The sequence below is a fragment of the Pseudomonas sp. G2-4 genome (genome assembly GCF_030064125.1).
Classification (GTDB): domain Bacteria; phylum Pseudomonadota; class Gammaproteobacteria; order Pseudomonadales; family Pseudomonadaceae; genus Aquipseudomonas.
This window is the reverse complement of sequence record NZ_CP125957.1, coordinates 1,257,792-1,280,156: the sequence shown is the minus strand read 5'-3', so window position 1 is coordinate 1,280,156 and position 22,365 is coordinate 1,257,792. Positions and strand designations below refer to the sequence as shown.

Annotated in this window: 19 protein-coding genes; 1 reads left to right on the top strand and 18 read right to left on the bottom strand. The window is 59.9% G+C overall.

Annotated features, from left to right (window positions below):
- Positions 1-214: 214 nt before the first annotated feature.
- The 18 genes from tilS to rpsB form a co-directional block, all read right to left on the bottom strand.
- Positions 215-1,519 carry a tRNA lysidine(34) synthetase TilS gene (gene tilS, locus QNH97_RS05625; RefSeq protein ID WP_283555967.1) on the bottom strand — a complete coding sequence of 435 codons (1,305 nt, stop codon included), beginning with the start codon at positions 1,517-1,519 and terminating at the stop codon, positions 215-217.
- A gap of 131 nt (positions 1,520-1,650) precedes the next feature.
- A complete protein-coding gene (locus tag QNH97_RS05620) occupies positions 1,651-2,598 on the bottom strand; it encodes an acetyl-CoA carboxylase carboxyltransferase subunit alpha (RefSeq protein ID WP_283555966.1) in 948 nt (315 codons plus the stop codon).
- A gap of 149 nt (positions 2,599-2,747) precedes the next feature.
- Positions 2,748-6,269: a DNA polymerase III subunit alpha gene (dnaE, locus tag QNH97_RS05615; RefSeq protein WP_283555965.1), complete on the bottom strand. Its 3,522-nt coding sequence runs from the start codon at positions 6,267-6,269 to the stop codon at positions 2,748-2,750.
- A gap of 244 nt (positions 6,270-6,513) precedes the next feature.
- The gene (gene rnhB / locus QNH97_RS05610; RefSeq protein WP_283555964.1) at positions 6,514-7,155 is read right to left on the bottom strand and encodes a ribonuclease HII; all 642 of its coding nucleotides are present in this window, start codon (positions 7,153-7,155) and stop codon (positions 6,514-6,516) included.
- Positions 7,152-8,282: a lipid-A-disaccharide synthase gene (gene lpxB, locus QNH97_RS05605; protein ID WP_283555963.1), complete on the bottom strand. Its 1,131-nt coding sequence runs from the start codon at positions 8,280-8,282 to the stop codon at positions 7,152-7,154. Before lpxB ends, rnhB begins: the two co-directional genes overlap by 4 nt.
- Before the next feature lie 2 nt (positions 8,283-8,284).
- Positions 8,285-9,061 (bottom strand): acyl-ACP--UDP-N-acetylglucosamine O-acyltransferase, encoded by a 777-nt coding sequence (lpxA, locus tag QNH97_RS05600; RefSeq protein ID WP_283555962.1) that lies wholly within the window; start codon positions 9,059-9,061, stop codon positions 8,285-8,287.
- Positions 9,058-9,498: a 3-hydroxyacyl-ACP dehydratase FabZ gene (gene fabZ, locus QNH97_RS05595; protein WP_008154051.1), complete on the bottom strand. Its 441-nt coding sequence runs from the start codon at positions 9,496-9,498 to the stop codon at positions 9,058-9,060. Before fabZ ends, lpxA begins: the two co-directional genes overlap by 4 nt.
- 105 nt (positions 9,499-9,603) lie before the next feature.
- Positions 9,604-10,659, bottom strand: coding sequence for a UDP-3-O-(3-hydroxymyristoyl)glucosamine N-acyltransferase (lpxD, locus tag QNH97_RS05590; RefSeq protein WP_283555961.1), 1,056 nt, complete (start codon positions 10,657-10,659; stop codon positions 9,604-9,606).
- A 3-nt stretch (positions 10,660-10,662) separates the two neighbouring features.
- Complete coding sequence (locus QNH97_RS05585; protein ID WP_003184901.1) at positions 10,663-11,166, bottom strand: OmpH/Skp family outer membrane protein; 504 nt, start codon at positions 11,164-11,166, stop codon at positions 10,663-10,665.
- Between the two features lie 45 nt (positions 11,167-11,211).
- Positions 11,212-13,587 (bottom strand): outer membrane protein assembly factor BamA, encoded by a 2,376-nt coding sequence (gene bamA / locus QNH97_RS05580; protein WP_283555960.1) that lies wholly within the window; start codon positions 13,585-13,587, stop codon positions 11,212-11,214.
- 74 nt (positions 13,588-13,661) lie between these two features.
- Positions 13,662-15,014, bottom strand: a complete 1,353-nt coding sequence (gene rseP, locus QNH97_RS05575) for an RIP metalloprotease RseP (protein WP_283555959.1) — start codon at positions 15,012-15,014, stop codon at positions 13,662-13,664.
- Positions 15,015-15,066: 52 nt separating this feature from the next.
- Positions 15,067-16,257, bottom strand: coding sequence for a 1-deoxy-D-xylulose-5-phosphate reductoisomerase (ispC, locus tag QNH97_RS05570; protein WP_283555958.1), 1,191 nt, complete (start codon positions 16,255-16,257; stop codon positions 15,067-15,069).
- Positions 16,254-17,060 carry a phosphatidate cytidylyltransferase gene (locus QNH97_RS05565; protein ID WP_283555957.1) on the bottom strand — a complete coding sequence of 269 codons (807 nt, stop codon included), beginning with the start codon at positions 17,058-17,060 and terminating at the stop codon, positions 16,254-16,256. Before QNH97_RS05565 ends, ispC begins: the two co-directional genes overlap by 4 nt.
- The gene (gene uppS, locus QNH97_RS05560) at positions 17,060-17,815 is read right to left on the bottom strand and encodes a polyprenyl diphosphate synthase (RefSeq protein WP_025212115.1); all 756 of its coding nucleotides are present in this window, start codon (positions 17,813-17,815) and stop codon (positions 17,060-17,062) included. The genes QNH97_RS05565 and uppS overlap by 1 nt, the downstream gene beginning before the upstream one ends.
- Before the next feature lie 13 nt (positions 17,816-17,828).
- The gene (frr, locus tag QNH97_RS05555) at positions 17,829-18,386 is read right to left on the bottom strand and encodes a ribosome recycling factor (RefSeq protein WP_003198238.1); all 558 of its coding nucleotides are present in this window, start codon (positions 18,384-18,386) and stop codon (positions 17,829-17,831) included.
- Positions 18,383-19,126 carry a UMP kinase gene (gene pyrH, locus QNH97_RS05550; RefSeq protein WP_003184915.1) on the bottom strand — a complete coding sequence of 248 codons (744 nt, stop codon included), beginning with the start codon at positions 19,124-19,126 and terminating at the stop codon, positions 18,383-18,385. Before pyrH ends, frr begins: the two co-directional genes overlap by 4 nt.
- A gap of 213 nt (positions 19,127-19,339) precedes the next feature.
- Entirely contained in the window at positions 19,340-20,203 is an 864-nt protein-coding gene (gene tsf, locus QNH97_RS05545) for a translation elongation factor Ts (protein WP_025212114.1), read from the bottom strand.
- Positions 20,204-20,394: 191 nt separating this feature from the next.
- Positions 20,395-21,132 (bottom strand): 30S ribosomal protein S2, encoded by a 738-nt coding sequence (gene rpsB, locus QNH97_RS05540; RefSeq protein ID WP_003198231.1) that lies wholly within the window; start codon positions 21,130-21,132, stop codon positions 20,395-20,397.
- A gap of 448 nt (positions 21,133-21,580) precedes the next feature.
- On the opposite strand from rpsB, the gene map reads away from it, so the two are divergent.
- Entirely contained in the window at positions 21,581-22,363 is a 783-nt protein-coding gene (gene map / locus QNH97_RS05535; RefSeq protein WP_003184921.1) for a type I methionyl aminopeptidase, read from the top strand.
- Positions 22,364-22,365: the final 2 nt, after the last annotated feature.

Here is a 22,365-nt window from a genome sequence, read left to right as displayed (position 1 = left end):
ATCACAGTGCACCTTTCAAAAAAACCGCCGCGTTGGGACAGACCGGAAGTGGAATCACCGGTACGTTGCTCGCTACACATTTTTTGGAATCGCCCAGCAAAGACTGCTTGGTAATCGGCAACTCCTGCAATTCAGGCGAATCCACAGAAGTTGTATCAAGAAGGGAGCGTAGTCTACCGGAAAGCCCCTTTCAGCTCAAACCCAGATCTTGGCTTCATGGCGTCCAGATCAATTGCCAATTGCCACCCGTGTCTGTGTCGAGCCCGGTCAGGTTGGCCACCGCCAGCAATTGCTCGCCCCTATACAGCAGCGGCAATCGGCCGCGAACAAAAGCAGGCACGCCGTTTTCATTGAGCAAGCGCTTGAGATCCCGATGACCACGGCCCGGTAATTCCATCACCTCGCCGCCTTGACGATAGCGCACGCAAAGCGGGCCCGCAGGCGGCTTGCCGTCCAGCGTTACCCCACCATTGCCCGGCAAGCACAGCGGTACCGCTGGATCCGGCCACTGGACGGCGCCTGGAGCCGAACGCAACCAGTGGTCGGATAACCACCAGATCCGCCCGCCGGTCCGGTGCAGCTCTCCGCGGGCAAGGCGCCAGATGGGATGGGCATCGCCCCTGGCATCGCGCAGCGAGTCCCAACCGGACCAGTGATCGCTGTCGGGCAACGGCGTCAGCGGCGCCAGCCAGTGGCTCAATGCATTGCGCTGACGGTCCGGTGACAATGCCTGCAAAGGTGCCAGTTCAAGCGATCGCAAGCCAAGCCAGTCGAACACACTCGGGGTTGTAGCGGCGGCCAGATCGATCTTTGCCAGGTCATCCAGCAAACCTTGGGCTTCACCCATGTGTGCAGCACTGCGCGCCAGGGTCACGGCGGCTTGAGGCCACCGCTCGGTCAAGACAGGGAAAACCCGCTGGCGCAGGTCATTGCGCGCGTATCGGTGATCGTCATTGGAAGGATCTTCGATCCAGCTCAAGCCCTGTTGCGTTGCGTAGGCTTGCAACTCCCCATGGGATACATCGAGCAATGGTCGCAGCAAGTATCCCAGGCCCAACGGCCGCTGCCTCGGCATCGCCGACAAGCCCCTCACCCCTGCCCCGCGCAGCAAACGAAACAACAGGGTTTCAGCCTGGTCGTCGAGGTGCTGGGCAGTGAGCAGCACTTCATTGTTCTGGATTGCCGCCTGGAAAGCGCCGTAACGCGCCTCCCGGGCAGCACGCTCGAGGCTGGCGCCAGGCTGGACCTGGACATGAATCACCTGCAACGGCACCCCAAGGGCTTCGCAGACCAAGCGACAGTGATCCGGCCAGGTGTCAGCCACAGCCTGGAGGCCATGATGGACATGGATCGCACTGAGCGTTGGCAGGGAGTGATTTTTTGAGAGAGACGCGAGCAGGTGCAACAGGACGGTGGAATCGAGACCGCCGGAGAAAGCGATGCGCCAGGTGGCGGCGTTGCGCCAGGGAAACAGTTGTGTGAGGAGCCGGGTTGGCAGGTCAATCTTGGGCTGATTCATAGGAACAGGCCTTCACACAAATCAATGTGGGAGCGAGCTTGCTCGCGATGGCGGCGTATCAGTCAACTGATCTGTTGAATGGTAAACCGCTATCGCGAGCAAGCTCGCTCCCACAGGGTACAGCGCTCGAATCAGAGACCGTAGCTCATCAACCGCTCGTAGCGACGGGTCAGCAGCGCGTCGTTGTCGAACTGCTTGAGCATCGACAGTTGCGAACTCAGCTCGGCGCGAATCAGTGCCGCCGCCGCTGCCGGGTCGCGATGAGCGCCGCCCACTGGCTCGCTGATCACTTTATCGACAATGCCCAGGCCTTTGAGGCGCTCGGCGGTGATGCCCATGGCTTCAGCGGCATCCGGCGCTTTCTCGGCGGTTTTCCACAGGATCGAGGCGCAGCCTTCCGGCGAGATCACCGCATAAGTGGAGTACTGCAGCATGTTCAGTTGATCGCAGACACCAATGGCCAACGCACCGCCAGAACCGCCTTCGCCGATCACAGTGGCGATGATCGGGGTTTTCAGGCGTGCCATCACGCGCAGGTTCCAGGCGATTGCCTCGCTCTGGTTGCGCTCTTCGGCGTCGATGCCCGGGTAGGCGCCCGGCGTGTCGATGAAGGTCAGGATCGGCATCTTGAAGCGCTCGGCCATTTCCATCAGGCGACAAGCCTTGCGGTAGCCTTCAGGGCGCGGCATGCCGAAGTTGCGGCGAACTTTCTCGCGCACTTCACGGCCTTTCTGATGGCCAATAATCATCACTGGCTGGTCGTCGAGACGGGCGACACCGCCGACGATGGCGGCGTCGTCGGAGAAGTGACGGTCGCCGTGCAACTCATCGAACTCGGTAAAGATGTGTTCGATGTAGTCCAGGGTGTATGGACGGCGCGGGTGACGCGCCAGACGCGCGATCTGCCAGCTGGTCAGCTTGCCGAAGATGTCTTCGGTCAGCGTGCGGCTTTTGTCCTGCAGACGAGAGATTTCATCGCCGATATTCAGCGAATTGTCATTACCGACCAAGCGCAACTCTTCGATCTTGGCTTGCAGGTCGGCGATCGGCTGTTCGAAATCTAGAAAATTCGGGTTCATAGGCGTCCGTCTTGGGTCGACGTCCAAGAGAGCTTGGGCCGGCCGGTTGTCTATTCGCGCCTACCTTAAGGGAGAGGCGCGTTCAGGTCGAGATTAAAAATTCGGGTCGAGATCAGGGTCGTTCTGGTTTCCAGAGTGGCACCTGGCCGTCAACGGTATTGGAGGAAGACGTTGTCTTTGCCGAACTGGTCACGCAAGGCTTGAATCAACGCATCCGCCGGATCGATCCGCCAGCCTTCGCCGAACTGCAACACAGCCTTGGCGTCGGGGCGCACATACTCCATGGTGATCGGGCAGGCACCGCGATGGCGCTTGAACAACTCGCCCAGCCAACGCAGTTGATCGCCCTTGAGGTCCTGGGTCTGCAACTTCAAGCGCAGGCTTTCGGCCAGGTTGGTGCGGGCATCTTCCATGCTCATCACCCGCTTGACCCGCAGCCGCAGGCCACCGGAAAAGTCATCGTTACTGACCTCGCCTTCCACCACCACCATCGCGTCAGTCTGCAACAGCGACTGTGCCGAATGGAACGCCTCGGCAAACAACGAAGCCTCGATGCGCCCGGAGCGGTCGTCGAGGGTGATGAAGCCCATCTTATCGCCCTTCTTGTTCTTCATCACCCGCAGGGCAATGATCATCCCGGCGACGGTTTGCGTATCGCGAGCCGGCTTGAGGTCGATGATGCGCTGGCGGGCAAAGCGGCGGATCTCGCCTTCGTACTCGTCGATCGGGTGCCCGGTCAGGTACAGGCCCAGGGTGTCTTTCTCACCCTTGAGGCGTTCCTTGAGGGTCAGCTCCTTGGCCTTGCGATGATTGCCGTAGACATCGGCATCTTCCTCGACGAACAGCCCGCCAAACAGATCCGCGTGGCCACTGTCGTGGGTGCGGGCGGTCTGCTCGGCGGCCTTGATCGCTTCTTCCATGGCCGCCAGCAACACCGCGCGGTTACGGTCGATGTTGGCCTGATAGGCTTTGGGTTCATCCTGGAAGTAAGGCCCCAGGCGGTCCAGGGCACCACTGCGGATCAAGCCGTCGAGGGTGCGCTTGTTGATACGCTTGAGGTCGACCCGGGCGCAGAAATCGAACAGGTCCTTGAACGGCCCGTCCTGGCGCGCTTCGGTGATGGCCTCCACCGGGCCTTCACCGACGCCTTTGATGGCGCCCAGGCCATAGATGATGCGGCCCTCGTCGTTTACCGTGAACTTGAACTCCGAAGCGTTCACGTCCGGGGCGTCGAGGCGCAGCTTCATGGTCCGCACTTCCTCGATCAAGGTCACGACCTTGTCGGTGTTGTGCATATCCGCCGAGAGTACCGCGGCCATGAACGGCGCCGGGTAATGGGCCTTCAGCCAGGCAGTCTGGTAGGACACCAGGCCATAGGCGGCGGAGTGGGATTTGTTGAAGCCGTAGCCGGCGAATTTTTCCACCAGGTCGAAAATGTTACCCGCCAGGTCAGGATCGATGCCGTTGGTGGCGCAACCGTCAATGAAACCGCCACGCTGCTTGGCCATTTCCTCGGGTTTTTTCTTACCCATCGCGCGACGCAGCATGTCCGCGCCGCCGAGGGTGTAGCCGGCCATGACCTGGGCAATCTGCATCACCTGTTCCTGATACAGGATGATGCCGTAGGTCGGTGCCAGCACCGGTTTCAAACCTTCGTACTGATAATCGATGTGCGGATACGCCAGTTCGGCGCGGCCGTGCTTACGGTTGATGAAGTCATCCACCATGCCCGATTGCAGTGGGCCCGGACGGAACAGGGCCACCAGTGCGATAAGGTCTTCCAGGCAGTCGGGCTTGAGCTTTTTGATCAGCTCTTTCATGCCCCGGGATTCCAACTGGAACACCGCCGTGGTCTCGGCTTTTTGCAGCAGGCTGTAGGTCGGCTTGTCATCCAACGGGATGAAGGCGATATCCAGCGGCTCTTCGCCCACCTTGGCCCGGTCACGGTTGATGGTTTTCAGTGCCCAGTCGATGATCGTCAGGGTCCGCAGGCCGAGGAAGTCGAACTTCACCAGGCCAGCGGCTTCGACGTCATCCTTGTCGAACTGGGTGACCAGGCCGTCGCCCTCTTCATCGCAATAGATCGGCGAGAAGTCAGTCAGCTTGGTTGGCGCGATCACCACGCCACCGGCGTGCTTGCCGACGTTACGCACCACGCCTTCGAGCTTGCGGGCCATCTCCCAGATTTCGGCGGCCTCTTCATCGACCTTGATGAAGTCCCGCAGGATTTCTTCCTGCTCGTAGGCCTTTTCCAGGGTCATGCCGACTTCGAACGGAATCATCTTCGACAGACGATCCGCCAGGCCGTAGGACTTACCCTGCACCCGCGCCACGTCGCGCACCACCGCCTTGGCGGCCATGGAACCGAAGGTGATGATCTGGCTCACCGCGTTGCGACCGTACTTCTCGGCCACGTAGTCGATCACTCGGTCGCGACCGTCCATGCAGAAGTCGACGTCGAAGTCGGGCATGGATACCCGTTCCGGGTTGAGGAAACGTTCGAACAGCAGGTCGTATTCCAGCGGGTCGAGGTCGGTGATCTTCTGCACATAGGCCACCAGCGAACCAGCACCCGACCCACGACCAGGGCCCACCGGCACGCCGTTGTTCTTGGCCCACTGGATAAAGTCCATCACGATCAGGAAGTAACCGGGAAAGCCCATCTGGATGATGATATCCAGCTCGAAATTCAACCGGTCGACATACACCTGGCGCTTGGCTTCGTAATCTTCGGTCGTGTCCTTGGGCAGCAGGACCCTCAGGCGGTCCTCAAGGCCGTCGAAAGACACCTTGCGGAAATACTCGTCGATGGTCATGCCATCGGGGATCGGGAAGTTGGGCAGGAAGTGCTTGCCCAGCTTCACTTCGATGTTGCAGCGCTTGGCGATCTCGACGGTGTTTTCCAGCGCCTCGGGCAGGTCGCTGAACAACTCGGCCATTTCGTCGGCGCTTTTGAGGTATTGCTGGTCGCTGTAGTTTTTCGAACGGCGTGGGTCATCGAGGGCGCGGCCCTCACCAATGCAGACGCGGGTCTCGTGGGCTTCGAAATCTTCCTGCTTGATGAAGCGCACGTCGTTGGTCGCCACCAGCGGCGCGCCGATCTTGTCGGCCAAAGCCACGGCGGCGTGCAGGTGTTCTTCGTCGTTGGGGCGGTTGGTGCGCTGCACTTCAATGTAGAAGCGGTCCGGGAACACCGCCATCCAGTCGCGGGCCAGGACTTCGGCCTCTTCGGGGTTGCCACTGAGCAGGGCCAGGCCGATTTCACCCTCCTTGGCCGCCGACAGCATGATCAACCCTTCGCTGGCTTCGGCCACCCACTCGCGCTCGATGATGATCGAGCCATTGCGCTGGCCATCGATAAAGCCGCGGGAAATCAGCTCGGTGAGGTTGCGGTAACCCAGGGCGTTCATGACCAGCAGGCTGATACGGCTCAGCGGCGCATCCGGGTCCTTGTTCGACAGCCACAGGTCGGCACCGCAGATCGGCTTGATCCCGGCGCCCATGGTGGCCTTGTAGAACTTGACCAGCGAACACATGTTGTTCTGGTCGGTGACCGCCACGGCAGGCATGTTCATGCCCACCAGGGTCTTGACCAATGGCTTGATCCGCACCAGGCCATCGACCAGGGAGTATTCAGTGTGCAGGCGTAGATGAACGAATGAAGCCGGCATAGTGATCCTGCGTTAAGTCATGAAAACAACAAGGCCCGGATTGTACCGGGCCTTGGGTAAAACATCAGCCTGCAACCCATGTCGTTCATTGGAGTGATTGAATCCGTGGCGAGGGAGCTTGCTCCCGCTTGGGTGCGAAGCGCCCATAAGAAAGGGCTGCTGCGCAGCCCAGCGGGAGCAAGCTCCCTCGCCACAATGATTCAACAAACCTCAAGTGAACCGCATGGCAGCCGGCAATCGGCCTTTAGCTTTCGACCAACCCTTCACGAGCCTCATAGGCCAGTCGCACCGGTGCGAACGAACGCCGGTGGATGGGCGTCGGCCCAAGGCGTGCCAGGGCTTCCAGATGAACGGGGGTCGGGTAGCCCTTGTGTCCACCGATGCCATAGCCCGGGTAGATCAATTCGAAAGCAGCCATTTCCCGGTCACGGCTGACCTTGGCCAGGATCGAGGCCGCTGCGATGGCGGGCACCTTGCCGTCGCCCTGGATGACCGCTTCGGCGCGCATCGACAGTTTCGGGCAACGATTGCCATCGATCATCGCGAGCTTCGGCGTGATGTGCAGGCCTTCCACGGCACGCTGCATGGCGAGCATGGTGGCGTGCAGGATATTCAGTTCGTCAATTTCCTCGACTTCGGCCCGGGCAATGCACCAGCTCAGGGCTTTCTCACAGATTTCGTCGTAGAGCTTTTCGCGACGGGCCTCGGTGAGCTTCTTGGAGTCGTTGAGCCCCAGGATTGGCCGGTTCGGATCGAGAATCACCGCCGCCGTGACCACCGCGCCGCACAACGGGCCGCGCCCGACTTCATCGACACCGGCCACCAGCTCTTCCACCTCAGCGACCAGGTTGAAGTCCAGGCCCATCTGTAGCTTTACATTGTTCATTGTTTTGCGCCGATCAGGGTCAGCACTGCGTCCGCCGCCTGGTTGGAGGCATCGCGGCGCAAAGTGCGGTGGATTTCGTCGAAGCCCCGGGTTTGCTCCTGGCCGCCGTCGATCAGGGGCGAAAGTGTGTTGGCCAGCGCATCGGCGGTCGCATCGTCCTGCAACAACTCGGGCACCAGCAAGCGCTGGGCCAGCAAGTTGGGCAGGGAGACGTAAGGGCTCTTGACCATACGCTTGAGAATCCAGAATGTCAGCGGCGCCAGGCGATAAGCGACCACCATCGGGCGCTTGTACAACAACGCCTCAAGGGTAGCCGTGCCGGAAGCAATCAACACGGCATCACACGCCGCCAACGCTTCATGGGAGCGACCGTCGAGCAGTGTAACCGGCAAATCGCGACCGACCAGAAGCGCCTCAAGCTGGGCCCGGCGCTCCGCATTGGCACACGGCAAGACAAACCCCACACCGGGACGCATCGCCCGCAGGCGCTCAGCGGCATCGAAAAACAAGCCACCCAGGCGACTCACTTCGCCGCCCCGGCTGCCAGGCATCAAGGCCACCAGCGGTCCTTCCGGCAGACCCAATGCCTGGCGAGCGGCTTCGCGGTCGGCCTCTAGGGGAATGGTATCGGCCAGGGTATGACCGACAAACCGCACCGGCACGCCCTTCTCTTCGTAGAATTTGGCTTCGAACGGCAGCAGCGTCAGCATCAGGTCGCAGCCTTCGCGAATTTTCAGTACCCGCTTCTGCCGCCAAGCCCAGACCGATGGGCTGACGTAATGCACGGTCTTGATACCAGCCTGGCGCAACTTGAGTTCGATGTTAAGGGTGAAATCCGGCGCATCGATGCCGATGAACACATCCGGTTTTTCATCGATCAGAGTCTGGATCAGCTTCTTGCGACGGGCCAGCAACTCCCGCAGGCGGCCGAGCACCTCCACCAGGCCCATGACCGACAGACGCTCCATCGGAAAATAAGAAGTCAGCCCCTCGGCTTGCATCAACGGCCCGCCGACGCCAATGAACTCGACTGCGGGATGCTGCGCCTTGAGCGCACGCATCAGACCGGCGCCCAGAATGTCACCGGAAGCCTCTCCCGCCACCAGTGCAATACGCAAATTAGCCATGATTAACGAGTGATGCCGCGGGTCGAAGACTGGATGGAGTCGCGGAATATCGCAACTTCCGGGTGCTGCGCCGAAGACTCGGCCAGCTCGGCGAGCGCCTGCTCGACCGTCAGGCCCTGGCGATACACCACCTTGTAGGCGCGACGCAGCGCCGTAATCGCCTCTTCGCTGAAACCACGACGGCGCATGCCTTCGAAGTTCATGCTGCGCGCTTCGGCCGGATTGCCAAACACGGTGACATAGGCCGGAACGTCCTTGCCGATGGCGGTGCCCATGCCAGAGAAGCTGTGGGCGCCGATATGGCAATACTGGTGCACCAGGGTGAAACCGGACAGGATCGCCCAGTCAGCCACATGCACATGGCCGGCCAGCGCGGTGTTGTTGACCAGGATGCAATGGTTACCGATAACGCTGTCATGGCCGATATGAGCGTAGGCCATGATCAGGTTATGGTCGCCCAGGGTCGTTTCGCTGCGATCCTGGACGGTGCCACGGTGAATCGTCACGCCCTCGCGAATCACGTTGTGATCACCGATGACCAGACGGGTTTCTTCACCTTTGTACTTGAGATCGGGCGTGTCCTCGCCTACCGAAGAAAACTGGTAGATGCGGTTGTGACGGCCAATCCGGGTGGGTCCCTTGAGAATTACGTGGGGACCAATCACCGTACCCTCGCCGATTTCCACACCTGCGCCGATGATCGACCACGGGCCGACCTCGACATCGGCGGCCAGGACGGCCGTCGGATCGATGATTGCGCGAGGGTCAATCAAACTCATAGTTTGCGTTCCGCACAGATGATTTCAGCGGAGCAGACCGGCTTGCCATCGACCGAAGCCTGGCATTCGAACTTCCAGATCTGACGCTTGCAACTGATGAACCTGGCCTCGAGGATCAACTGATCGCCCGGGGTGACCGGCTGGCGGAAGCGCAGCTTGTCGGAGCCGACGAAGTAATAAAGCGTGCCGTCGGCTGGCTTTACGTCGAGCATTTTGAAACCAAGGATCCCGGCAGCCTGAGCCATCGCTTCGATGATCAGCACGCCCGGCATGATTGGATGCGCGGGAAAGTGACCATTGAAGAACGGCTCGTTGATGCTGACATTCTTGTAGGCGCGAATGCGCTTGCCTTCAACGTCCAGGTCCACCACCCGATCCACCAACAGGAACGGGTAACGGTGAGGCAGGTATTCGCGAATCTCGTTGATGTCCATCATTTCGGGGGGAAGCCTATGTAAAGATTGGGGGTGCGCGAGTGACGCGCACTCCGCTAGCAAATCAAGGAGCCCTAACGGCTGTGCACACTTGATATGAAAATGGTATCAGCCATCTGATGAAGCATTACCGCCAGGGGTCACGTCCCCTACACGCTTTTCCACCTGTCGCAGACGTCGCGCGATGTCATCGAGCTGACGAATACGGGCCGCGCTCTTGCGCCATTCGGCTGCCGGCTGCATCGCCGTACCGGAAGAATAGGCACCCGGCTCGGTAATCGAGTGGGTCACCATGGTCATCCCGGTCAGGAATACGTTGTCACAGATTTCGATATGTCCTACCAACCCCACGCCACCGGCGAGCATGCAGTGCTTGCCGATCTTGGTGCTGCCGGAGATACCCACGCAGGCGGCCATGGCCGTGTGGTCACCCACCTGGACGTTGTGGGCGATCTGGATCTGGTTGTCGAGCTTGACGCCATTGCCAATGATCGTATCGGCCAGCGCACCACGGTCGATCGCCGTGTTGACACCGATTTCCACATCATCGCCAACGGTGACGCCGCCGATCTGGGCGATCTTTTGCCAGACGCCTTTCTCGTTGGCAAAACCGAACCCTTCACCGCCCAGTACCGCGCCAGACTGGATCACCACCCGCTTGCCGATGCGCACGTCGTGATACAAGGTGACCCGCGGAGCCAGCCAGCCACCTTCACCGATCTCGCTGCGCGCGCCGATGAAGCAATGGGCGCCCAGCGTGACGCCGGCACCGACTCGGGCCGCGCTTTCGATGACCACAAAAGGACCGATGCTGGCCGAGGGATCGACCACGGCATCTGCCGCGATAACCGCACTGGCGTGAATGCCAGGGGTTGATTTGGGCTTGGGATCAAACAGATGGGAAATCCGCGCATACGCCAGGTACGGATCGGGCACGATCAGCGTATTGCCGGCAAACCCTTCGGCATCAGCGGCCTTGAGCAACAGCGCAGCAGCCCGGCTGTCGGCCAGGTACTTGCGGTATTGGGGATTTGCCAGAAAGCTCAACTGAGCTGGGCCAGCCTCTTGCAAAGTGGCTAGCCCAGTAATTGTCGTCTCCGGGTCGCCACGCAGGGTGGCGCCGAGGAACTCGGCCAATTGGCCGAGCTTGATGGTCGCGGTCATGGATTACTTCAGCTGATTCATGCGCTCGATGACCTGACGCGTGATGTCGTACTGAGGCTTGACATCAATCACTGCGCCACGCTCGAACACCAGGTCAAAACCACCTTTCTTGATGACTTCTTCCACAGCGCTGTCGAGTTTCGGCTTGAGCTGCTTGAGCATTTCCCGGTCGGCAACGGCTTTGGCTTCGTTCAGTTCCTTGGACTGGAACTGGAAATCACGGGCCTTTTGCTTGAACTCAAGCTCCAGACGCTCGCGCTCGCCCTGGGCCATCTTGTCGCCACCGGCTACCAGGCGGTCCTGGATACCCTTGGCGCTGCTTTCCAGGCCTTTAAGCTTGGTCAGTTGCGGGCCGAATTTCTTCTCGGCATCCACGGCGTACTTCTTCGCCGCATCGGATTCCAGCAGGGCCATCTGATAGTTCAGCACGGCAATCTTCATGTCGGCAAAAGCCGGGCCTGCGACCAGTACGGTCGCCAGGAGAACCAATTGAGTCAACTTACGCACGATGTACTCCTACAAAATCCATTGTCGTTATCTTGGGTCAGACGCTTAGAACGTCTGGCCGAGGGAGAATTGGAACACTTGAGTTTCAGCGTCATCCGGTTTCTTGATCGGCATCGCCAAGGCAAAGCTCAAAGGCCCCAGCGCGGTGACCCAGGTCACGCCCACGCCCACGGAACTTGCCATGTTGCTCAGACTGATGTCGTTGCACTTGGTGTTGGACTTAGAGCCATTGGCGTTGGTGGTGTCACTGCACGAAGAGTCGAATACGTTACCTACGTCCCAGAATACCGAGGTACGCAGGGAGCGTTGATCCTTGACGAACGGCATCGGGAACAGAACCTCGACACCACCCTGGATCAGCACGTTGCCACCGAATGGAAGCGGATCCTGGTCCGGGTCCTTAAGTGTCCCCGGATTGGTGCCTTGGCTCGGAGTGCTACGTGGGCCCAGGGTGTTGTCCTTGAAGCCACGAACCGAGTTGAAACCACCGGCATAGTAGTTCTCGTAGAACGGCAAGCCATCAGTCGAACCGTAACCGTCGCCATAGCCCAGCTCGGTGTGCAGGCGCATGGTGTAGTTATCAGACAGCGGCTGGAACAGCTGACCGCGATAATCGAGCTTGAAGAACGAGAGGTCGCTGCCTGGCGTAGTGGTTTCCAGAACCAGACTCTGGGAACGGCCACGAGTCGCCAGTACACCCTTGTTCAGGGTCGATTCGGACCAACCGACAGACGCCTTGAAGTTCAGGTACTTGTCGCCTTCCTTGTCAACGAAGTCAAAAATCTCGTCAACGGTATAACGCCCGGTGCTGATCTCGTCCTGCTGGGCGGTGAGACCGAACGTCAGACGCGAAGTCTCGCTGATTGGATAACCCACGTTGACGCCTGCACCCAGGCTGTCCACGGCATAGCTGGAGATGTCGGAGTCGAGCTCGTCATAGTCGGTGGTGCGATAGAAGGCGTTGTAGCCCAGGCTCACACCGTCAGCGGTCCAGTAGGGGTCCACGTAACCGAAGTTGTAGCGGGTCTGGTACTCACTGCGGGTCAAGCCGATGCTGACCTTGTTACCGGTACCCAGGAAGTTGTTCTGGGTGATCGAACCCCCAAGGATCAGGCCGGCGCTCTGGGCGAAACCGACACTGGCGGTGATCGAACCGGAGGCCTGCTCTTCGACGCTGTAGTTCACATCGACCTGGTCATCGACGCCCGGCACTGCCGGAGTCTCGACGTTGACTTCCTTGAAAAAGCCCAGGCGCTCCAGACGGGTCTTGGACTGGTCGATCAGGTAGGTCGACGCCCAGCCACCTTCCATCTGGCGCATCTCACGGCGCAGCACCTCGTCCTCGGACTTGGTGTTGCCACGGAAGTTGATGCGATTGACGTAGGCACGCTTGCCCGGATCCACGGCGAAGGTGATATCGACGGTATGGTCTTCATCGTGCGGCTGCGGCACGCCGTTGACGTTGGCGAAGGTGTAACCCTCGTTACCCAGGCGACGGGTGATCAGTTCGGACGTGGTGGTCATCAGCTTGCGCGAGAACACCTGGCCCTTCTGCACCAACAGCAGCGACGTGACCTGGTCTTCAGGCACCTTCAGGTCACCGCTGAGCTTGACGTCACGAACGGTGTACTTTTCGCCTTCGTTGACGTTGACGGTGATGTAGACGTGCTTCTTGTCCGGGGTGATGGACACCTGGGTCGAAGCGATGTCCATGTTGATGTAGCCACGGTCCAGGTAGTAGGAACGCAGGCGCTCCAGGTCACCGGAGAGTTTTTCACGGGCGTACTTGTCGTCGTTCTTGAAGAACGACAGCCAGTTGGTGGTCTTGAGTTCAAACAGGTCGATCAGGTCTTCGTCAGGGAAAACCGTGTTGCCCACCACGTTGATGTGCTGGATCGCCGCCACGGTGCCTTCATTAATATTGACCTTCAGGCCTACCCGGTTGCGGGGTTGCGGCACCACTTCGGTGTCGACGGTGGCCGAGTAGCGACCCTGGGCGACGTACTGACGCTGCAGCTCGTTACGCACGCCTTCAAGGGTGGCGCGCTGGAAGATCTCGCCTTCGGCCAGGCCGGATTGCTTGAGGCCCTTCATCAGGTCTTCAGTAGAGATCGCCTTGTTGCCTTCGATCTCGATACTGGCGACCGACGGGCGCTCGACGACCGTGATGACCAGGACATTGCCGTCACGACCCAGTTGGATATCTTGAAAGAAGCCGGTTTTGAACAGCGCACGAGTGGATTCCACCAGACGCCGATCATCCGCCTGCTCGCCGACGTTCAACGGCAAGGCACCAAAGACGCTACCCGCGGAGACCCGCTGGAGGCCATTGACGCGAATATCAGAGATAGTGAAGGACTCGGCGTGAACTTCGGCGATCATCAATACGGTGAGAACCGCAGTTAGCAGCAGACGTTTCATGAAGTCCTTTCTTATTCCAACTGGCAATAAACAAACTGCCGCAAAATGCGGCAGATTCGCAATTCAGCGAAGCTTTACAGACGACCCAGATCGTTGACCAGGGCAAGCAACATGACCCCAACCACCAAGCTGATACCGATCTGTATCCCCCAACCCTGCACCCGATCCGACAAGGGACGACCACGCGCCCACTCGATCAGATAGAACAGCAAATGCCCCCCATCCAGTACTGGAATGGGTAGCAAATTCAGAACCCCCAGGCTAATGCTCAGATAAGCAAGGAAATTCAGGAAATCAGCAACGCCCGACTGGGCAGAAGCGCCCGCCACTTTAGCAATGGTTATCGGTCCACTCAAGTTTTTTACCGAGAGCTCGCCGAACAACATTTTCTTGAGGGAGTCGAGGGTCAGGACACTCATGGTCCAGGTACGACGCGCACCCTCGCCAATCGCCGCCACAGGGCCGAAGCTGACCTCGCGAATCATCTCCGGTGGCCAGTCGATCGCCTTGACGCCCGCCCCCAGGTAACCGGTCGGCGCCTTGCTCTCGCCACGGGCAGCCAGGGCTACCGGGACGTCGATTGAAGCACCGTCGCGCTCGACGCGCAGAACAATTTTGGCATCAGGGCGTACGCGAACCGAATCGACCACCTGCTGCCAATCGCTGACCGGCTGGCCATCGAGTGCCAGCAACCGGTCACCGGTCTTCAGCCCCGCGGCCTGGGCCGGGCCTTTCGGATCAAGTTCGGCAAGCACCGGTGGCAACGCCGGACGCCATGGACGGATGCCCAGGGAACGGATCGGATCCGGATCGTCAGCGCCCTTGAGCCAGCTATCCAACACCAACTCCCGTGGTGAATCCGCCGTGGTGCCCTGCTCACGCACCATCAACTGCAACGAACCGCTCTCGCCCAGACGGCGCACCAGCTGCAGGTTGACGGCTGCCCAGCCCGAAGTCGGCTCGCCATCGATAGCGACGATTTCCTGCCCTGCGCCGAGCCCGGCCCGGGCCGCAATGCTGCCAGCCTCCACCGCACCGATGACAGGACGTACCTGCTCGCTGCCCAGCATGGCCAGCGCCCAGAAAAAAACCATGGCCAGCAGGAAGTTGGCGATCGGTCCCGCCGCGACGATGGCGATACGCTGACGGACGGTCTTGCGATTGAAGGACTGATCGAGCTGATCGGCAGGTACTTCACCCTCGCGCTCGTCAAGCATCTTCACGTAGCCGCCCAGCGGGATGGCCGCCACGACGAACTCGGTGCCTTTCTTGTCGTGCCAGCGCAGCAACGGCATGCCAAAGCCCACGGAAAAACGCAGAACCTTGACGCCACAGCGCCGCGCGACCCAGAAATGACCGAATTCGTGAAATGTGACCAGCACCCCCAATGCAACCAGGGTGCCGACAATCATATAGAGCGCGCTCATCTGTTTTCTCCGCAATCCTGTCCAGGGTAACCCTGGCTAACGTCTCGCAGCTTCAACGCCCGTGGCGCCTCAGCCATTGGCCCGCCAACTCACGAGCCCTGGCGTCCGCCGTAAATACCGCATCGAGGTCATCAACCGAAACCACGGCCTCGAGGCTCAAGACTTCCTCGATGATACTCGCGATCTCGAGGTAACGGACACGCCCTTCGAGAAACGCCGCAACCGCCACTTCATTGGCGGCGTTAAGCATGGCTGGCGCGCTGTTGCCTGCCTCGGCCGCCTGACGTGCCAAACGCAGGCAGGGGAAGCGCTGCTCATCGGGCGCCTGGAAATCCAGACGAGCAATGGCGAACAGGTCCAGCGGCGCCACGCCCGAATCGATTCGCTCCGGCCAGGCCAGCGCATTGGCGATCGGCGTGCGCATGTCCGGATTGCCCAACTGAGCCAGCACCGAACCGTCTATGTAATCTACCAGGGAGTGAATCACGCTCTGCGGGTGGATGACCACCTCGACCTGGGACGGCTTGGCATCGAACAGCCAGCAGGCCTCGATCAGCTCAAGCCCCTTGTTCATCATGCTGGCCGAATCCACGGAAATCTTGCGCCCCATGGACCAGTTCGGATGTGCACAGGCTTGCTCGGGTGAAACATGCACCAACTCTTCCAGCGGTGTCTGCCGGAACGGACCGCCGGAGGCTGTCAGCAAAATCCGCCGGACACCCACAGCGCCCAAGCCACGGGAAAAATCTCGCGGCATGCACTGGAAAATCGCATTGTGCTCGCTGTCGATAGGCAAGAGCACCGAACCGCTTTTGCGCACAGCCTGCATGAACAGGGCGCCAGACATCACCAGCGCTTCTTTATTGGCCAGCAGGATCTTCTTGCCTGCCTCCACCGCCGCCAACGTCGGACGCAGGCCCGCCGCACCGACGATCGCCGCCATCACCGCATCGACTTCAGGGTCCGAGGCCACCTGACACAGGCCCTCCTCCCCCACCAGCACACGCGTAGGCAAGCCGGCCGCCCGCAGATCATCCTGCAACGCCCGCGCCACGCCGACCTCGGGCACCACGGCAAAGCGCGGCGTGTGGCGTATGCACAACGCCAGCAATTCACTCAAACGCGTAAACCCACTCAGGGCGAACACCTGGTAGCGCTCGGGATGCCGACCGATGACGTCAAGCGTACTGAGGCCGATCGAACCGGTCGCCCCCAGGACAGTGATCTGCTGAGGACGACTCACGGTGCCGCCATCCACAGCAGCACGGCGAAGATCGGGATCGCGGCGGTCAGGCTGTCGATGCGATCCAGCACGCCACCGTGACCCGGCAACAGGTTACTGCTGTCCTTGATCCCGGACTGACGCTTGAACATGCTTTCGGTCAGATCGCCGACCACGGAGACGAATACGATGAGCGCGGCGCCGAACAACCCCATCAGCAGCTGCGCGACCGTCCAGTCCCGCACGAAGCCGACCACGGTCGTAATCACCAGGCTCAGGGCCAGGCCACCGTAGACGCCTTCCCAGCTCTTGCCGGGACTGACCTTCGGTGCCAGCTTGCGCTTGCCGAACGCCTTGCCGGAGAAATAGGCACCGACATCGGCGCCCCAGACCAATACCATCACGGCCATGATCTGCCAGTTACCCAACGCGCCCTGCTTGATCCAGATCAGGCCCTGCCAGGCCGGCAACAGGATCAACAGGCCGATCATCAGCTTGGTCGCCGCGTTGGCCCAATGGTGCGTGGTACTCGGATAGGTCAGCACCAGGAAGGTCGCCGTCGCCCACCACAGCACCGCTGCACCCAGCACCCAAGGCGCGAGGCCCGGCACCAGGTACATGACGAAGAGCATGGCCGCTACGGCTGCTGCGTAGGCCACACGCGCCGACTGCGCAGGAAACCCTGCCAGGCGCGCCCACTCCCACGCCCCCAGGGTCACCACCAGCCCGATGAACAGAGCAAAACCTGCTCCTTTGAGCAAGAAGAACCCGCACAGGGCGATAGGCAACAGGATCAGGGCGGTGATGATTCGTTGTTTGAGCATTAAACCCGGGCTCCAGCTTCGATCTGCTCGCTCGTTTTACCGAAGCGACGCTGACGGGAAGCGAAATCGGCCAGCGCGGTGCGCATGGCTTCGTGTTTGAAGTCCGGCCAGAACAGGTCGGAGAAGTACAATTCAGCATAAGCCAGCTGCCAGAGCAGGAAATTGCTGATGCGGTGTTCGCCACCCGTGCGGATGCACAAGTCCGGCAACGGCAGGTCGCCGGTAGCCAGACAGGTTTGCAACAGTTCGGGGGTGATGTCTTCGGGCCGCAAGTGCCCGGCCTGGACCTCCCGAGCCAACCGCTGGGCCGCTTGGGCAATGTCCCACTGGCCGCCATAGTTGGCGGCGATCTGCAGGACAAAACGGTCGGCGCCCGCAGTCGCAGCCTCGGCTTCGCGCATCGCCGCTTGCAGCTCGGGATGAAAACGCGAGCGATCGCCAATGATGCGCAGGCTGATGCTGTTCTCGTTGAGCCGCTTGGCCTCACGACGCAAGGCCTTGAGGAACAGGTCCATCAAGGCACTGACTTCATCGGCCGGACGCTGCCAGTTTTCGCTGGAGAACGCGAACAGGGTCAATACCTCGACCCCGGCTTCGGCACACACCTCGATAACCGCGCGAACCGCATCGACCCCAGCCTTGTGCCCGGCAACGCCGGGCATAAAGCGTTTCTTGGCCCAGCGATTATTGCCGTCCATGATGATCGCCACGTGGCGCGGCACCGCAAACGGCACGGCCTGCTTGGTCTTATCCATGAAAACGAGACCCTTATACGGCCATCAGGTCTTTTTCTTTCTGCGCCAAATCCGCGTCGATTTTAGCCACGTACTTCTTGGTCAGATCATCAATTTCACCGGTAGCGCGACGCTCTTCGTCTTCGCTGATTTCCTTTTCCTTGACCAGGTCCTTGAGCTGACTGTTGGCATCGCGGCGAATGTTGCGCACGGCAACACGGGCGTCTTCAGCCACGTCACGAGCCTGCTTGGTGAAGCCCTTGCGGGTTTCTTCGGTCAGGGCCGGCATGGAGATCAGCAGCAACTCACCCAGGTTGGTTGGGTTCAGGTTCAGGCCGGCACTGCCGATGGCCTTGTCGACCGCGCCCAGCATGTTGCGCTCGAAAGCCACGACTTGCAGGGTGCGAGCATCTTTGACGGTGATGTTGGCCACTTGCTTGATCGGCGTGTCAGAGCCGTAGTACGGCACCATCACACCTTCCAGGATGCTCGGATGCGCCTGGCCGGTACGAATGCGACCGAAGTTGTGCGCCAGGGATTCCAGGGATTTCTGCATGCGCTGTTCAGCGTCTTTCTTGATTTCGTTGATCATTGTTGCGCTTCCTCGATCAGTGTTCCTTCGGCGCCGCCATGCACGATATTCAGCAGGGCGCCAGGCTTGTTCATATTAAAGACACGCAGCGGCATCTTGTGGTCACGGCAAAGGCAGATAGCCGTCAGATCCATCACACCCAGCTTGCGATCCAGCACTTCATCGTAGGTCAGATGATCGAACTTCTCGGCATGCGGGTCTTTGAACGGGTCAGCGGTATAGACACCGTCGACCTTGGTCGCCTTGAGCACGACATCGGCATCGATCTCGATCGCTCGCAGGCAGGCGGCCGAATCCGTAGTGAAGAACGGATTGCCGGTACCGGCGGCAAAAATCACCACTTCCTTGGCGTTGAGGTGGCGCATGGCTTTGCGGCGGTCGTAGTGATCGGTTACGCCGACCATGGAAATGGCCGACATGACGATGGCCGAGATATTGGCACGCTCCAGCGCATCACGCATAGCCAGGGCGTTCATCACAGTGGCCAGCATGCCCATGTGGTCGCCCGTGACCCGATCCATGCCGGCCGCGCTCAGCGCCGCGCCGCGGAACAGGTTGCCGCCGCCGATGACCAGGCCGACCTGAACGCCGATCCCGACCAGTTGGCCGACTTCCAGCGCCATGCGATCCAGCACCTTCGGATCGATCCCGAACTCTTCCGAGCCCATCAGGGCCTCGCCGCTAAGCTTGAGTAGAATGCGTTTATAGCGAGCCTGATAACCACTGCCCTGCTGAGCCATTGCGAATCTCTCCTGCGGCGTATTTTCGAAAATTCTTTTCAGGCTGTTTGCAGCCCGCTCTCACTCTAGTCTGACGCTGACACAGCGCCATCGGAACACGGCTTTGTAAGCCAGTTCCGACAGGAAACCAATAGAAATCGGCATCCCCATCCAAAAAGAGGCTGCGCGCGTTAAGCGGGCAGCCTCTTCAGGGCGACAGTTATAAAAACCGTCTTATTGCTTGCTGGCAGCCAGCTGAGCAGCGACTTCTTCAGCGAAGTTGTCTACTGGCTTCTCGATGCCTTCGCCCACTTTGAAGTAGGTAAAGGAAACGATTTCAGCGCCGCCTTTCTTGGCCAGTTCACCGACCTTGATTTCAGGGTTCTTGACGAACGCCTGCTCAACCAGGCTGGCTTCAGCCAGGAACTTGGTGATACGACCGGCAACCATTTTTTCAACGATTTCGGCTGGTTTGCCTTTGATCTTGTCTTCGTTGAGCTGCATGAACACAGCTTTTTCACGCTCGATGGCGTCAGCGGAAACTTCCGAAGGCAGCAGAAACTCAGGGTTGCTGGCAGCGACGTGCATCGCGATGTCCTTGGCCAGTTCCACGTTGCCGCCTTTAAGGGCTACAACGACGCCGATCTTGTTGCCGTGCAGGTAAGAACCGACAACGTCACCTTCGATGCGAACCAGACGACGGATGTTGACGTTTTCGCCTACTTTGGCAACCAATGCTTCACGCGCCGATTCCTGGGCGGCGATCAGCGGAGCTGCGTCGGTCAGTTTGTCAGCGAAGGCTTTTTCTACGCTGGCAGCAACGAATGCCTTGAAGTCGTCTTGCAGGGCAAGGAAGTCAGTCTGCGAGTTGACTTCAATGATAACGGCTGCCTTGCCGTCTTCCTTGATGCCGATCGCGCCTTCAGCGGCAATGTTGCCGGCTTTCTTGGCAGCCTTGATGGCGCCCGAAGCACGCATGTCATCAATGGCTTTCTCGATGTCGCCGCCAGCCTTGGTCAAGGCTTTCTTGCAGTCCATCATGCCTTCGCCGGTACGCTCGCGCAGTTCTTTGACCAACGCTGCAGTAATCTCTGCCATTTCAAAATCCTCTTGGATAGGTTTTCAACCATTCCACCCGATCGAACGGGCGTTCAATTCTTCCCGAACCACCCTTGTTAGCCGCTGCACGTTACAGATGCTGTAGCTGCGCTGCCGACAAATGGTTTTCGAGGTGGCAAAAAGGGGGCCAAGCCCCCTTTTTGCTTACTGAGTCAACGCCAGGGCGTCACTTACTCAGCGGCTGCTGCCGGAGCTTCTTCAGCGAAGACTTCGGTGCCGCCATTCACGTTGTTGCGACCACGGATCACAGCGTCAGCCATCGAACCCATGTACAGCTGGATGGCGCGAATGGCGTCATCGTTGCCTGGGATGATGTAGTCAACGCCTTCCGGGCTGCTGTTGGTATCGACAACGCCGATGACCGGGATACCCAGCTTGTTGGCTTCGGTGATCGCGATGCGCTCGTGGTCAACGTCGATCACGAACAGTGCGTCAGGCAGACCGCCCATGTCCTTGATACCGCCCAGGGAGCGGTCCAGCTTCTCAAGATCGCGAGTGCGCATCAGCGCTTCTTTCTTGGTCAGCTTGGCGAAAGTACCGTCTTCGGACTGGACTTCAAGGTCACGCAGACGCTTGATGGAAGCGCGAATGGTCTTGAAGTTGGTCAGCATGCCGCCCAACCAGCGGTGATCGACGTACGGCGAACCGCAACGTGCTGCTTCTTCAGCAACGATCTTGCCAGCGGAACGCTTGGTGCCGACGAACAGAATCTTGTTTTTGCCCTGGGCCAGGCGCTCTACGAAGGTCAGTGCTTCGTTGAACATCGGCAGGGTTTTTTCAAGGTTGATGATGTGGATCTTGTTGCGCGCGCCGAAAATGTACTTGCCCATTTTCGGGTTCCAGTAACGGGTCTGGTGACCGAAGTGCACACCGGCCTTCAGCATATCGCGCATGTTGACTTGGGACATGATAGTTCCTTGATAAGTCGGGTTTGGCCTCCACGTATCCCAATGACCAACCAGCGGCTTATATAAGCCGAGGCACCCAGGTCATCGTGTCGACACGTGTGTGGATTTAAGCTTGCGGGGTCATCCCCGGAAAGCGGCGCATTTTATACCACAGCAAGGGCGAAAACGGAACACGGATTCTGAAAACCTCTTGTGGCGAGGGGATTTATCCCCGCTGGGCTGCATGGCAGCCCCGGATCAGACGACTCAATCGACCAGATACACCGCGCTGCCTGGTTGGGGGGCCGCTACGCGCCCCAGCGGGGATAAAGCCCCTCGCCACAGAGTTCCAGCCTGGAGAGCTCATTGTACTGATCGTCTGTTAGAATCGCGTTTTCAGGGCCGCCCGGATCACCTTCCGCCGCCCATTTCGTTTTGAACAGCGCCGCCGGGCGCAGAGAGAGCCTGTATGACCGTCACCCTCAAGACCCCCGAGGACATCGCAAAAATGCGTGTCGCCGGCAAACTCGCCGCCGACGTCCTGGAAATGATTGCCGATTACGTCAAGCCGGGCGTGACCACCGAAGAGCTGGACCGCATCTGCCACGACTACATCGTCAACGAGCAGAAGGCCATCCCGGCGCCGCTCAACTACAAGGGCTTCCCGAAGTCGATCTGCACCTCGATCAACCACGTGGTCTGCCATGGCATCCCCAACGAAAAACCGTTGAAGGATGGCGACACCCTGAACATCGACGTCACCGTCATCAAGGACGGCTACCACGGCGATACCAGCCGCATGTTCCATGTCGGCAACGTGCCGGAGTGGGCCCAGCGCCTGTCGAAAGTCACCCAGGAATGCATGTACATGGCCATTGAACTGGTGAAGCCGGGCTGCCGCCTGGGGGATATCGGCGAAGTGATCCAGAAGCACGCGCAGAAGAACGGCTTCTCGGTGGTGCGCGAATTCTGCGGCCACGGTATCGGCAAGGTGTTCCATGAAGAGCCCCAGATCCTGCACTACGGTCGCGCCGGCACCGGCATGGAGCTCCAGGCAGGCATGACCTTTACCATCGAGCCGATGATCAATCAGGGTCGCGCCGACACCAAGGTACTGGGCGACGGCTGGACCGCCATCACCAAGGACCGCAAGCTGTCGGCCCAGTGGGAACACACCCTGCTGGTCACCGAGACCGGCTACGAGATCTTTACCCTGCGCAGCGATGACACCATCGCCCGCGTTTCCGCCTGACC

Coding starts and splice junctions, on each gene's coding strand:
- tilS (WP_283555967.1), bottom strand. CDS start 1,519: ATGAATCAGCCCAAGATTGACCTGCCAACCCGGCTCCTCACACAACTG.
- QNH97_RS05620 (WP_283555966.1), bottom strand. CDS start 2,598: ATGAACCCGAATTTTCTAGATTTCGAACAGCCGATCGCCGACCTGCAA.
- dnaE (WP_283555965.1), bottom strand. CDS start 6,269: ATGCCGGCTTCATTCGTTCATCTACGCCTGCACACTGAATACTCCCTG.
- rnhB (WP_283555964.1), bottom strand. CDS start 7,155: ATGAACAATGTAAAGCTACAGATGGGCCTGGACTTCAACCTGGTCGCT.
- lpxB (WP_283555963.1), bottom strand. CDS start 8,282: ATGGCTAATTTGCGTATTGCACTGGTGGCGGGAGAGGCTTCCGGTGAC.
- lpxA (WP_283555962.1), bottom strand. CDS start 9,061: ATGAGTTTGATTGACCCTCGCGCAATCATCGATCCGACGGCCGTCCTG.
- fabZ (WP_008154051.1), bottom strand. CDS start 9,498: ATGATGGACATCAACGAGATTCGCGAATACCTGCCTCACCGTTACCCG.
- lpxD (WP_283555961.1), bottom strand. CDS start 10,659: ATGACCGCGACCATCAAGCTCGGCCAATTGGCCGAGTTCCTCGGCGCC.
- bamA (WP_283555960.1), bottom strand. CDS start 13,587: ATGAAACGTCTGCTGCTAACTGCGGTTCTCACCGTATTGATGATCGCC.
- rseP (WP_283555959.1), bottom strand. CDS start 15,014: ATGAGCGCGCTCTATATGATTGTCGGCACCCTGGTTGCATTGGGGGTG.
- QNH97_RS05565 (WP_283555957.1), bottom strand. CDS start 17,060: ATGCTCAAACAACGAATCATCACCGCCCTGATCCTGTTGCCTATCGCC.
- uppS (WP_025212115.1), bottom strand. CDS start 17,815: ATGGATAAGACCAAGCAGGCCGTGCCGTTTGCGGTGCCGCGCCACGTG.
- frr (WP_003198238.1), bottom strand. CDS start 18,386: ATGATCAACGAAATCAAGAAAGACGCTGAACAGCGCATGCAGAAATCC.
- pyrH (WP_003184915.1), bottom strand. CDS start 19,126: ATGGCTCAGCAGGGCAGTGGTTATCAGGCTCGCTATAAACGCATTCTA.
- tsf (WP_025212114.1), bottom strand. CDS start 20,203: ATGGCAGAGATTACTGCAGCGTTGGTCAAAGAACTGCGCGAGCGTACC.
- rpsB (WP_003198231.1), bottom strand. CDS start 21,132: ATGTCCCAAGTCAACATGCGCGATATGCTGAAGGCCGGTGTGCACTTC.
- map (WP_003184921.1), top strand. CDS start 21,581: ATGACCGTCACCCTCAAGACCCCCGAGGACATCGCAAAAATGCGTGTC.